Here is a 12,694-nt window from a genome sequence, read left to right as displayed (position 1 = left end):
GACAGGCCCATCGTTAGGTCTGCACGAACCACATGTCCTCGTTTTCAAGGCCTATAGCTGTGAGTCGGCCTGTCTCAAATGCACCAGTGTCGATACCAATTCGATTTGACCGGATTTGAACATCTTCTTCTGGCGTGTGTCCATGCACGATCAACTTTGGAAAAGGTCTTGAATGAGATAGAAACGGTTCTCGGATCCATCGCAAGTCAAACGCCGCTTGATTGGATAACGAAACACCCGGCCGAACACCCGCATGGGTAAAAAAATAATCTCCAATTTCCAAAAAATCTATCGCATGACGCAGAAAATCTACGTGATGCGGCGGAATTGTGCTAATAAATGTTCGTAATAAATCTGGGAGAGCTTCTACCCGAATATTTTTTTCAGGTATATTGTAGCTACGAAGCGTCGCGGCTCCGCCATACATCAAGAAAAATTTGAACGCTCGCAAATTTCCGTCCAGCGCGGCAAGCATTGCCTCTTCATGATTTCCCTTGATCACATATATATTTTCGTCGGAAGCCTGCAGCTGGCACGTGGACTGAACCACTTGCGCAGACTGACACCCCCGGTCCACCAAATCTCCTAGAAAGATGAGCGTTTTTACCGCCGGGCTGCGCTTGCTATTGTCCTGATCGATCAGTGCTAGCAAGTCGTTCAACAAGTCAGCTCGACCGTGAACATCTCCAATAGCGTAGATACGTCGACCTGCTGGAACGCTGTACCCACGCCCGTCCCCGCCCGCGGCGACCTTCTGAAAAAAACGAAAAATCTGTTTCACGCGACATCACTATATTAGCCCCACCCATACTAGCGACCATGAATATGAGAATCCATGACCGATCGAGACCACCTCGCTTGGTCATCCATGGTCGCAGCGTCAGCCGGTGATCGCTGGCATTCAAGCTTGCGTCTCGTTTGCGAGGGAGCCGGCGTCTAGGGGCAGCGGACTAACCGGACACGAATTCGACCTCACGACCGGAGAGCGCCCTCGATGGCTATCAGGGTGTGGAGCAACTCCTGCAGGGAGTTGCGATCTACGTTTTGAACGCAGGGCGCTGCTAAAGGGCACGCCTCAGCGCGCGCTGACAAAGACTGTCTCACGCTTGCGCGGTCATACCGCAAGTGCGAAGGATCGTGCGGAGCAGGTGCCACGCTAGGAGGATTCGTTGTTATCAAGTGACGCTGAACGGCATGCCTTGATCCAGGATCTTCAGCTGCAGATAGATCGCAATATTGATAGCCATCTTCCTGATGGCCGCTTTGCGTTGCTCGACTTTCCGGAGCATTCCAATGTCGGAGATTCCGCCATTTGGCTGGGAGAAATCGAGTATTTCAGTCAAAAACTAGGCCGCCGCCCGTCATACACGTGCACCTACAACACGTTCTCAATAGACGATTTAGAGAAATCCGTGCCAGATGGGCCAATTTTTATTCACGGTGGAGGAAACTTTGGCGACATATGGGAGCACCATCACAAATTTCGTGAATATTTAATTGCAACATTCAAACACAGAAAGCTCATACAGCTTCCTCAATCAATTCAATTTTGGTCCGATAAACGCTTGGACGAAACCGCACGACTGATTGATGCTCATCCCGATTTTACGCTTTTTGTAAGAGATCAGGCGTCACTCGACCTTGCCAATTTGAAATTCAATTGTTCAACTTCTTTAACGCCGGATCTGGCATTTTATTTGGGTCCATTGAAAGGACAGCCTGCAAGCTCGGATATTTTGGCCCTTATGCGCACTGACTCTGAAGCGGCATTTGCAACTATAGATCGAATAAATGGGGTTCGCATTGAAGATTGGATAGACGAGAATATCAATGACGTGCGCCTTGCCAAGGTAATCGGGATTGGAAAGGCAGCCGTGACGGGTCGCTTTAACCTAAACGAGGCGAAACTTACCGCGGGTGCCAATCAACGTCTCCGTCGAGGCGTGAGGCAATTGTCAAGCGCCAGCGTAATAATAACTGATCGCCTACATTGCCACATAATAGCGTTGCTCCTCGGGAAACAGCACGCGGTACTTGATAATAACTACGGGAAAATCGGACGTTTCATGGATGCGTTCTCAGGTCGCACGAGCCTAAGCTATTCTGCCCGAACATTCGATGATGCACTAGAGTGGGCACGTAGTCGGATCGGGTCGAATAAGGAATTCGTGCGTGACTAGCAGCTTAGATGCCCCAAAAATTTCCTGCCTGATCCCTGTGTACAACGGGGAGACGTTTCTCGCCGAAGCAATCGACTCCATCCTATCCCAATCTTTCCGTGATTTTGAACTTATCATTGTGAATGACGGCAGTACTGACGGTACTGCAGCCATTCTTGAGAAATACGCCGGCCGTGATGACCGTGTTAAGATTTTGACGCAGCCGAATGGAGGCATCGTCGCTGCTTTAAATGCTGGCCTCTCTGTATGCCGTGGCCAATATGTGGCGAGAATGGACGCGGATGATATTGCTCAACCGGACAGGTTCGAGTTTCAGGCGTCTTATCTGGATACCCATCCGGGCTGCGTGCTTGTTGGGGGCTTGGCCTCCTCCATTCGGCCTGATGGTAGCCGTGGTGGCATTAGTTCGGGGGGACGCCACAAAAGAACTGATTTGGGTATTTTCCCCCCCCGTATCGCCGTTTCATTGCATCCGCTCATAACGGTTCGGCGGGAAGCTTTGCGTTCGATCGGCGGGTACAGCGACAAGTTTCCCCACGCCGAAGATTACGACCTATTCATCCGATTGGCGCCCTTCGGGTCGGTCGACAATCCAGATAAGATCGTGCTTATCTATCGACGCCACGAAGGCGCGATCTCCATCAGGCACCTTGAGCTCCAGGAGCGGAGCGCGGCGCTGGCTGAGATTGACGCACGCCGTGCAGCTGGACTTCCCGAAATATCTTCTGAGACGCTTGAAGCCTATATCCGGTTGCGCATCTGGCGCAGATATCAAGGTGTTGACTGGCAGAAGGCACTCGATTTGCGAGGTCAGCAAATCAAAGATCTTTTCAATCTTAGCCCACGCCTGTGGGCATCAAAGCCGCATTGGCGCCTGCGTCTGATCACCCTGGCGGCAATGGCGAGATTTGTTAAGACCGGCTTAGGACGTCGCGCTAGGGGATAATGGCGTCATCCAGACTAAAGTTAAGGGGGTCGATCGATGCCGGACCGTCAGTGCCGCGCCCGGCGGTGTTCCCTTGAGATATCGATACTCTTCGCCTTCAGCCGCATCGAGGCTTTAAATGACAGGAATTAAGTCGCGTCTGCTCAGCGGGGCGCTTTGGACCGTAGCGGGTCGCGGTATCACGTCCGTAATCGCCGCTATATCAACGATCGTCCTCGCGCGCCTTTTGACCCCGAGCGACTTCGGTATTGTCGCCATCGCCACAGCCACGTTAGCAATCGCGATGGCGGTAACCGAACTATCGCTGACCTCAGCACTGGTGGTTCAGGACGAGGTCGAAATTGACCACGTGCGGTCTGTCTGGACGCTCAGCCTTCTGCGTTCGCTCGGCGTCTTCCTGATATTCTTCGCCTGTGCTGAGCCGCTGGCGAAATTCTACGGCGACCTTCGCCTTGTACCCGTATTGATCGCGACAGGGGTGACGGGCGCGATCAGCGGGATGAACAGTCCCCTGCTAGCGCTGAAGTCGAAACAGCTGTCGTTCAAGCCGGCCTTCTATGTCGAGACAACCCAGCGGATTGTGGCGTTTGTCGTATCGATAGCGCTGGCGCTGGAACTCAAAACATATTGGGCCCTGGTGATCGGACCTATGGCGGGCGTAACCGCGGCCGCGGTGCTTTCCTATGTCATTTCACCGTTCATCCCGAAGCTCCGCTTTCTGGGGCTCGGACATCTTTTCAGGTTCTCAATCTGGTTGTCGTTAAGCCGTGGCATCACGATGCTCGCCTGGCGCTCCGACCAACTCATCGTTGGCTATTTTCTGCCCAAGGCTCAGCTAGGCCTCTATACGGTTGCCGATAACGTCGCAGCGATTCCCACTCGGGAGTCCATTCAGCCACTTGCTCAGACCTTGTTTCCAGGCTTCGCCAAAATCAAGAATGACCCGTCTAAAGTTCGCCGCGGGTTTGCGCTCGCTCAGTCGACCATCGCGCTTATTGCTTTTCCCGTTGCTGTCGGATTCGCGCTGGTGGCGGAGCCATTCGTTCGACTGACAATGGGGGATAAATGGCTGGGCGCGGTGCCCGTCCTGCAAATCCTGTGCGTCGTTCAGGCCGTCGCGGCACTCACGGTCCCGCTACAGGGCCTGGCGCTGGCCCACAGTGAAACAAGGATGCTGTTTCGCCGCGACCTGATCGCGTTCCTGATCCGGCTACCCATCACCGTTGCGGGATTGCTGACCTACGGCCTTATCGGCCTCGGCGTGGCGCGGCTCGCAACTGCCATCATCGGTGCGGGGCTCAATTTTCGCCTTATCAATCGTATGATCGGTCTGTCAGCCCTCACGCAATTAAAGAACCAAATCCGCACGCTGGGCGCGGTGGCAGTTATGGTTGCTGGCCTCTTTGTGTGTCACAGCTGGTTGCGTTCTGCAGGCATTGGGGCTTTTCCAACCCTGACATCACTCGTCATCCTCGGTATTTCGCTTTACGCGCTGAGCATCACATTGTTCTGGCGTATCGCGGGTTCGCCTGATGGACCTGAGCGAGAATTGCAGGTGCTCGTTCAGTCATTCATTGCGCGTCGGAAACGCTAGCGCGATCGGGTTGGGTCGCGAAGCACTCCCTCCCAAATATATCTTTGGTGGCCTCATCACGCGCCTGACGTTGCTTGCGCGCACCTGATATAGTCGTCACCGCAACAAGTTTTGAGGGTGACGTGATACCACTATTCTCTTCCGTCACAATTATCGGGCTGGGCCTGATCGGATCATCGATTGCGCGCGCGATCAGGCTGCACATGCCCGACGTTCGGCTGTCCGGATATGATGCTAGCGCAACAGTTCGAGCGCGAGCCGCAGAACTAAGTCTTGTCGACGATGTCGCGGAACGAGCGGGCACCGCCGTTCGCGGGAGCGAGCTCGTTATCCTGTGCGTACCGATCGGGGCCATGGCTTCAGTGGCCGACTCTTTCAAAACCGACCTCGCCGCGAATGCCATTGTCAGCGATGTCGGATCCTCGAAAGCCAGCGTCGCTGCGATATTGCGCGAAGCGCTGCCCGGGGTTCATATCGTGCCCGCTCACCCCGTGGCCGGCACCGAGAACAGCGGACCGGATGCCGGCTTTTCGAGCCTTTTTCAAGGGCGATGGTGCATTCTCACTCCGCCCGAGGGAACCGATAGCGACATCGTCGACAAGATGTCGCAGTTCTGGCGCGGCCTCGGCGCGAATGTCGAAATCATGGCTGCGGAACATCATGACCTGGTGCTCGCAGTCACAAGTCACCTACCGCACCTGATCGCCTACACCATCGTTGGCACAGCCGCAGATATGGAGCAGGTCACACGGGGCGAAGTGATCAAGTTTTCCGCCGGTGGATTTCGAGATTTCACCCGCATAGCCGCCTCCGACCCAACGATGTGGCGGGATATTTTTCTGAGCAACAGGGACGCGGTCCTGGAGATGCTGCAGCGGTTCACCGAGGACCTCACGGCTTTGCAGCGCGCGATACGCTGGGGCGATGGCACCAAACTTTTCGACTTATTCTCGCGCACCAGATCCATTCGCCGCTCGATCATCGAGCAGGGACAGGATGATGCCGCGGCCGATTTTGGTCGCCGACATTAGGCGTTCCGCGATGCGACCGGTTGTCAGCGGCCCAGCGTTGTCTTCCGCGCCAGAATGACGGCGCTGATCAACGGCAGTGTGGGCTGGGCTGTGCAGACAGCCTTCACTTTATCGCGCACACCCAGAGCATCGAGACCATTGCCTGCCGTCTCGCCTCGCGCGATGTTCATGCCGCTCCAGAACCCCAAGGACCAGACCATGGACTTTTCCTTATATTCGTCGAGGAACGCCTGTCGGCAGGCTATGCCCCCACCATAAGCCGGAACGTCAATCTTCGCGGGTTCCCCTGCACCGGATGGCGCTGCCATAGAGGCGGCCAGGAGCCAAGACATCATCATTCTCTCCGTTTCGTGATGCCCGGACGACTTCCAACGGGCTTTTCCGTATGCTTCATCTTATGCGCACGTGGACGCATTTGGTCAAATGACCGTCGTCGCCCGGACCGGTCATGCTGCACTGCGATAAAATATTCCCGTTTGCGCACCTTCTCGCTTATTGGAGATTTGAAAGCTCGTTTCTGAATTGGGGGATGATGTGACCGTCACCACGCTCGCGAGGCATCAGGTAGTAAAGCCGTGGGGTCGTCGCGATCTGTCGCCGCTGTTCAAAGATCAGGCGGCTCACGAGCCTCAGGTCGGAGAAATTTGGTACGACGATCCGGCTGATGCCTCACGCGAACTACTCGTTAAATTCCTCTTCACGAGCGAGCGGCTCTCGGTTCAGGTGCACCCCGATGACGCGCAGGCTCAGGAGCGGGGTTATCCACGCGGCAAGGACGAGGCCTGGATCGTGTTGTCCGCGGACGCAACGGCGACGATCGCATTGGGCTTCAAGCAGCGGCATTCGGCTGAGGAGGTTCGTCGCGCTGCGCTTGATGGCTCGATCGAGCATATGCTGGACTGGAAGCCGGTTCGCGCCGGGGACGTCATTTATTCCAAGGCCGGCACCGTGCACGCGATTGGCGCGGGGCTGAGGATTATCGAGATCCAGCAAAACCTCGATCTGACCTACCGCTTCTACGACTATGGCAGCGATCGCGAACTCCATTTGGACGACGCAATCGCAGTCTCCAACTTCGGTCCTTTCGAGCCGGTCAGTGAGGCCCGTTCGGTGAGCGACGGCCGGATGATCCTGGCTGAAAACGGGGCATTCGTTCTCGAACGTTGGGAGCTTGGCGGTCGCTGGCGACTTCACGATATTGCCAGGCCAATTTGGCTGATTCCAGTCGAGGGTGAGCTTGAGGTCGACAATTCGACCGTCTGCCTTGGCGATGCTGTCATAGTAGAAAAGGGGGCCATCATCCATCTCTCCGACCATTGCCTCATCTACGTGGCTTATTCGGGTACCGCTCCCAGCACCGAGCTGATCACGCACGCCGATTGATCTCTTCAAATCGCGAACACAACTGCAAGCGGGCAGGGGCTCGCGATATCAGGCTGCCAGCGCCCCCAAAAAGCCAGTCTTGAAAGTTGTGGCCAGACAGAGCGACAGACTTTGTACCAAACTGCTGGTCCTCGTCGCCCGTGATGACCTCTGAGACTGATAAACGCGTTGCGCGGAAACGTATTATCTTGAGTCGATGGTCCTCATCGAGCGAGGATATCGACGCGTTACTTTCGCTGTTGCCCGACAATCGACTGGCCGCCTGGCGACGACATACGGTTAACGGCTCCGCCGCTCGCAAACGTTCGCGCGCGCGATACTGTATTTTTCCGATGGGAACGCGGATGTTAAGGATTCGTTTAGAGTAATAGAGGAAGGTCAAGCCAAGGGAGATGACCATGGCTTTTCCAAAGTTGCGATCGATGCTGACCGAAGAGCAAAATGTTCGTGTTATGCCCCGCCTCGCCGGCGCCGACGACCGCGCGATGCCGTCTCCGGCACGAGAACTTCAGGGCCGCATCCTGCCGACGCTGGATATCGAGCCCACGGTTCAAAAATATCCGCGGGTCGTCCGGGTCGCTTTGCTGGTCACTATCCCCACGGCTATGTGGGCCCTCATCTTTCGGGCGGTCGGGATCCTGTAATTAATTTTGTAGCACTGCGGCGCGTGCGTCGCGTGTGCGCCAGTCTACCGACAAGACTGGCGCGGGAACAGCATCCCGGCTTTTCTCATTAAACTCCCTAGCCCACGATTGTGATTTGTGGCTCAATCTTTCGTGACAGACTGAGCCGTCGTTATACGGGAATGCTGCGCCGAGCGGCCATTTGCGATGCACGCCGCATAACCCAGCTCACATCTTTTCTATAATTGACCAGCCGCCGCCGCCGGCACCGTTCTCGGGACTGCGCAATCGGCCAAGGCCCAATATCGCGAGTTCCTTCTCGCAGTTGCGCGCGTCGAGACATCGAGTGCGCGATACAAGCGCGCAATCGCGGGATTTTTCATCGGCCCGACTTCATTCTGCGATAGCGAAGCACGGATTCCCTTTTATACAGGGATAGCGTCGCGACAGATGGAGATTCACCATTTCCACCACCCTGATAACGCCGGTCATCCTTTCGGGCGGCTCCGGCACACGTTTATGGCCGTTATCCCGCTCCAAACGTCCCAAACAGTTGCTTGCGCTGACGGGCGTCGAGACGATGTTACAGATGACTGCAGGTCGCTGTGTCGAAGGTGGCCTGTTCGGAAAACCACTCGTCGTAACGAACACTGACCACGCCGGCGACATCGAACGCCAGTTGAGCGCAATCGGTCATCAGCCCCTGGCGATCATCACGGAACCGGCCGGTCGCAACACTGCCCCGGCTATTGCGCTTGCCGCGATTGAGGCAAGAGCCGACGCGGCTCTTCTGGTCATGCCAAGCGACCATGTCATCCGTGACGTGGCTGCATTTCACGCTGCGATCGAGCGAGCTCTGCCGCTTGTCGATGACGGTTGGCTGGTAACCTTCGGTATCGCACCCGACGCTCCCGAAACCGGCTATGGCTATATCCAGCGTGGCGAGGAGATTTCAGCCGGAACGCACCGCGTCGCGGCTTTTGTGGAAAAGCCCGACCGCGCGCGCGCTCAGGCCTATATGGATGAGGGCAATTACAGCTGGAATGGCGGAATCTTCCTCTTCCGCGCGGACGCCTATCTGGCTGCATTGTCCCGCCATGCACCAGAGATTGCCAGAGTAGCGCACGAGTCTATGGCGCGGGCATCGCGTGATGGTGCCATCATTGCGCCAGACCGGGAAACCTTCCTGTCTTCACCGGCGGAATCGATCGACTATGCCATCATGGAGAAGGATGACCGCGTTGCGGTCGTTCCGGTCGAGATGGGTTGGTCTGATGTTGGCAGCTGGGACGCTCTGCATGGTTTGGCGCCAGGCGATCAGGATGGCAACGTGATCAGCGGCGATGTTGTCGCGCTCGATACAGCTCACTGCCTCATCAGAGGCGAGGGCGTGGTCGTAACGACAGTTGGCGTTCGCGACCTTATCGTGGTGGCAACTCGGGATGCGGTTATGATCCTGCCACGCGGCAAGAGCCAGGAGGTCAAGCGCGTCGTCGAGCAGCTCAAGAACCGAGCGCACATTGTCCTCGATACGCCGTTCCCGCTCGACTAGCAGTCAGGCGAGAACGGCGAGGCCCGGGCGTTTTCAGGGACGGATACCGGGCGAGAAGGCCTGAAACAGCGGTTCGAGCCAATATTGCAGCGCGGTTCGTTTATACAGATTGACGTGGACGATTGCGGTGCTGCCCGGACGGATGCCTTGCGTCAGTCGAGCATCGCGCTGGACGCGAGCAAGCTCCGATGCGGGAACGCGGATCTGAACTTTGAAAAAAGACCGGCCACTGCGCTCGTCGACGCTGCTATCAGGCGAAATCGCCTCGATCTTGCCCTCGACCAACTTCCCGGTGCGTCCATGCAGGCCGACGATCTCGACGGTCGCCTTGGCGCCCTCGTGCAAATCGTTGATCTCTTCAACGCCCGTCTTGGCCTCGATGGTCAACGAGCGATCCTGCGGAACGACCTCGAGCAGGGTCTCACCAGGGGCGGCGACCTGACCGGCGGCCCGGACGTGCAGATTCATCACGGTTCCCGCGACGGGCGCCACAATCCGGCTGCGCGCGACGACATCGCGAGCCGAACTCCATTGCGGTAGCAGCGTCTGAAGCTCGGTACGCGCCGCCCGCAAATCGATCGTCCGCTGCTGATCAGCATCGCGGCGCCACTGTAGCAATTGAAGCCTGGCCGACCCCTTGTTGCTCTGCAGCCCGGCAATCTCTGCTTCCTGCGAGGCGGCGTCCCCCTGAAGGGCCGCAACAGCGCGTTGCAGACCGACAACGCGCGTTTGCGTAGCATAGCCTTTGGCGGCAAGGGCCTCGATACCGCCCAGTTCCTTGCGGCTCAATTCGATTTGACGTTGCGTTGTCTCTTTCCTGCGCGCGCGCCCAACAACCTGTTCGTTGATCTGAGCGACCTGCTGACTAAGGAGCGCAGCACGCGTTTGATCGGTCGCACGTGCCGCCTGAAGCTCGCTTCTGGCAAGCGACATTGCCTGCTCAGCCTCTTTGGCATCTGCTCCAGTCAATATCTCCAATTCGCGCGGGGTCGTGATTTCACGGCCGCCAAGTTCCGCTTCGAGCCTGGCTATTTGTGCGTAAGCCGCGATAACACGCGTCGCGAGCGACCGCTCCTGAGCCGCCGCTGCATCGCCTGACAAGGTTAGGAGAAGCTGCCCCTTGGCGACTTTCTGGCCATCAACAACCGCGATCGATGCGATGTTTCCGCCAGACAGCGTCTGAACCGATTGACGGTCACCGGCGACCTTGATTTGGCCGATCATTGCGATTGCCGCGTCGAGCCGGGCCAGACTTGCCCAGACCAGAAGGGCGCAGATCGTCCCGATAACGACTCCGAAACCAAGACGCTTCTCAAAGCGCAGGTCGGGCAGGGGAGCCGGCGCCTGAAACGCGCCCGTCGCGCCCTGACGGACCAGATGGACATCGTGAAACATCAAACGCTCCTATGCGGCTGCCTTTGCGGGGCCGTTATGCACTTTGAACGGTCCAAATTTGACCAGCCGGCCTTCGGCGAAAATCATGATCTTGTCGGTCGCAGCCAGAAGGTCGGTGTCGTGGCTCGACAGCAGCACGGTAGTGCCTTGCTGGCGCGCCTCAGCGATCAACCGGGCCAGGACCATCTTACCCTCGGCGTCACATCGCGTTGAAGGGTCATCGAGCACGAGGATCGACGGCGAACCGAACAGCGCGCGCGCGAGGCTCACTCGTTGCGCCTGTCCTGGCGACAAGGTCGTGTCACCCGGGCCGACCACGGTTCCGTACCCGTCGGGTAAACGCTGAATCATGCTATGTACGCCTGCCCGGCGGGCCGCATCAATAACCGCCTGATCGATCTGTGCGTACGGCAAAGTCGTGTCAGCAAACCTCGAAATATTCTCGCGAATTGTTCCGGGATGCAGCACCAGCTCCTGGGGAAGATAGCCAATAGCGCTGCCGAGCTGGGAATCGGCCCAATGCTCGATAGCGGTGCCATCAAATCGGATTGTTCCGTGCACAGGCGTTATAAGGCCCGCGATCGTCCGAAGCAGCGCGCTTTTGCCGGCGCCGCTCGGCCCTGCAATCCCGATGATTTCACCGGGCGCGATGGCACAGGAAATGTCGTGCAGCGCGATACGCTCACCATTGTGCGACCGTGCGGTAACGGCTTCCAGCGTGACGGCTCCGGCCGGTGCCGGCAAAAGCATTTCGGGGACTTGCTCGTACAGCGCCATGCTGTGAATATTGGTCCAGCTCGCTTGCGCCAGCTTTAGCCCCTTCCAGTTCGACGACAGGATGTCGATCGGGGACAAGGCGCGACCGAGTAGCAGACTCGAAGCGAAGATCGCGCCTGCCGACATTTGATGGTTGATGACCAACAGCGCCGCGAGCGCCAGCACGAGCGACTGAACCACGAGGCGAACGAACTTGAGCCACGCCGACCAGCGTTGCGCATTGAAGGCGGCTCCGTCAGCTTCGCGCGTCGCCTGATCACGGCTGATTATCAGTCGGCGGATCAATGATTGCGCCATTCCAAGCCCGCGGGCTTCACCGGCATAAGCGAACAGGTGAGCGAATTGCGCACCCACCCGGCCACCTTGCCGCGCGGCTTCCTGTCCAGCCGCAGAACCTGCTTTGGCTGCCAACCAACCCAAACCCATGATGAGGGCTGCGCAGCCAATGATGTAGAGCGACAGAAACGGGCTGAGCGCGCAGGCTGCCAGCACATAGATCGGTATCCACGGAAGATCCAGCAAGGCGACGAACAGCGGACCTCCCGCAGTCGACCTGACGGTGTCGAACTCGCGAAGGATTTCGCTCTTGCGGGCTCGGCCGATTTCTTGTCGGGCAAAACTTCGCCGCAAAACGGCCGGCAAGCACTGCGCTTCGAGCGTTGCGGCAGCCTTGACCATGACACGTCCGCGCAACCATTCCAGGAGGGCCAGAGCGCCAAGCGATATCGTCATGACAATGATCAGGAGTGTCAGCGTCATCACGCCGGCCGTCGGAACCACACGCTCATAGACCTGCAGCATGAAGATCGATGGCGTGAGATACAGAAGGTTGATCACGACGCTGAAGAGCACCGCGCTGCGAAGATGCGGTCCGCATATGCTCAACAACGACCGCACGGCGGACTTATCGACATGACTGCCGAGGGACATGGCTCGCTCCTATTGGGAAACAGGACCATGTTAGAAGATCATGGTTAACAAGCGGTAAGAGGGGAGGGGGCAAGGTAGGGAGCCAAACCGATCAATCGGGCCGTGTCGAACGCCACAAATCACGCCGAGACCACTGCGCAGGACGGGAGAATACGTCCCGATCAAGAAGCGGAACCGTGCGCGGCAACCGAAGTCCACATGAATTGCGCCAAATAGCATGCGAACGCCGGAAATGTCCGAGCATTGTCCCATTATGCCACAAGGCGTCACGATTGGCCTTTAA

The 12,694-nt window shown here is 57.4% G+C and carries 11 protein-coding genes; 7 read left to right on the top strand and 4 right to left on the bottom strand.

Annotated features, from left to right (window positions below):
- Positions 1-13: 13 nt before the first annotated feature.
- Entirely contained in the window at positions 14-781 is a 768-nt protein-coding gene (locus EOD43_RS17940; protein WP_240653330.1) for a metallophosphoesterase, read from the bottom strand.
- A gap of 388 nt (positions 782-1,169) precedes the next feature.
- Between EOD43_RS17940 and EOD43_RS17935 the strand changes: the two genes are divergently transcribed.
- From EOD43_RS17935 to EOD43_RS17920, 4 genes are all read left to right on the top strand, one after another.
- The gene (locus EOD43_RS17935; protein ID WP_127745430.1) at positions 1,170-2,180 is read left to right on the top strand and encodes a polysaccharide pyruvyl transferase family protein; all 1,011 of its coding nucleotides are present in this window, start codon (positions 1,170-1,172) and stop codon (positions 2,178-2,180) included.
- Positions 2,173-3,126: a glycosyltransferase family 2 protein gene (locus tag EOD43_RS17930; protein ID WP_164857315.1), complete on the top strand. Its 954-nt coding sequence runs from the start codon at positions 2,173-2,175 to the stop codon at positions 3,124-3,126. Before EOD43_RS17935 ends, EOD43_RS17930 begins: the two co-directional genes overlap by 8 nt.
- A 118-nt stretch (positions 3,127-3,244) precedes the next feature.
- The gene (locus tag EOD43_RS17925) at positions 3,245-4,720 is read left to right on the top strand and encodes a lipopolysaccharide biosynthesis protein (RefSeq protein ID WP_127745428.1); all 1,476 of its coding nucleotides are present in this window, start codon (positions 3,245-3,247) and stop codon (positions 4,718-4,720) included.
- 122 nt (positions 4,721-4,842) lie between these two features.
- Positions 4,843-5,751: a prephenate/arogenate dehydrogenase family protein gene (locus EOD43_RS17920; protein ID WP_127745787.1), complete on the top strand. Its 909-nt coding sequence runs from the start codon at positions 4,843-4,845 to the stop codon at positions 5,749-5,751.
- Between the two features lie 23 nt (positions 5,752-5,774).
- On the opposite strand, the gene EOD43_RS17915 is transcribed toward EOD43_RS17920, so the two are convergent.
- A complete protein-coding gene (locus tag EOD43_RS17915) occupies positions 5,775-6,089 on the bottom strand; it encodes a hypothetical protein (RefSeq protein ID WP_164857314.1) in 315 nt (104 codons plus the stop codon).
- Positions 6,090-6,285: 196 nt separating this feature from the next.
- Between EOD43_RS17915 and EOD43_RS17910 the strand changes: the two genes are divergently transcribed.
- The 3 genes from EOD43_RS17910 (at position 6,286) to EOD43_RS17900 (ending at position 9,309) form a co-directional block, all read left to right on the top strand.
- Positions 6,286-7,134 carry a class I mannose-6-phosphate isomerase gene (locus tag EOD43_RS17910; RefSeq protein ID WP_127745426.1) on the top strand — a complete coding sequence of 283 codons (849 nt, stop codon included), beginning with the start codon at positions 6,286-6,288 and terminating at the stop codon, positions 7,132-7,134.
- 398 nt (positions 7,135-7,532) lie between these two features.
- Positions 7,533-7,778: a hypothetical protein gene (locus tag EOD43_RS17905; RefSeq protein WP_127745425.1), complete on the top strand. Its 246-nt coding sequence runs from the start codon at positions 7,533-7,535 to the stop codon at positions 7,776-7,778.
- 442 nt (positions 7,779-8,220) lie between these two features.
- Complete coding sequence (locus EOD43_RS17900; RefSeq protein WP_127745424.1) at positions 8,221-9,309, top strand: mannose-1-phosphate guanylyltransferase/mannose-6-phosphate isomerase; 1,089 nt, start codon at positions 8,221-8,223, stop codon at positions 9,307-9,309.
- Between the two features lie 33 nt (positions 9,310-9,342).
- Here EOD43_RS17900 and EOD43_RS17895 read toward each other — a convergent pair whose 3' ends face one another.
- Both EOD43_RS17895 and EOD43_RS17890 read right to left on the bottom strand, forming a co-directional pair.
- Positions 9,343-10,704 carry an HlyD family type I secretion periplasmic adaptor subunit gene (locus EOD43_RS17895; protein WP_127745423.1) on the bottom strand — a complete coding sequence of 454 codons (1,362 nt, stop codon included), beginning with the start codon at positions 10,702-10,704 and terminating at the stop codon, positions 9,343-9,345.
- A 9-nt stretch (positions 10,705-10,713) separates the two neighbouring features.
- On the bottom strand, positions 10,714-12,411 hold the full coding sequence (locus tag EOD43_RS17890; RefSeq protein WP_127745422.1) for a type I secretion system permease/ATPase: 1,698 nt from the start codon (positions 12,409-12,411) through the stop codon (positions 10,714-10,716).
- Positions 12,412-12,694 lie beyond the last annotated feature (283 nt).

Origin of the sequence: Sphingomonas crocodyli (genome assembly GCF_004005865.1) — a bacterium.
Classification (GTDB): domain Bacteria; phylum Pseudomonadota; class Alphaproteobacteria; order Sphingomonadales; family Sphingomonadaceae; genus Rhizorhabdus; species Rhizorhabdus crocodyli.
Note: the sequence above shows the minus strand (reverse complement) of the source record. Positions and strands in the feature narration are given on the sequence as shown.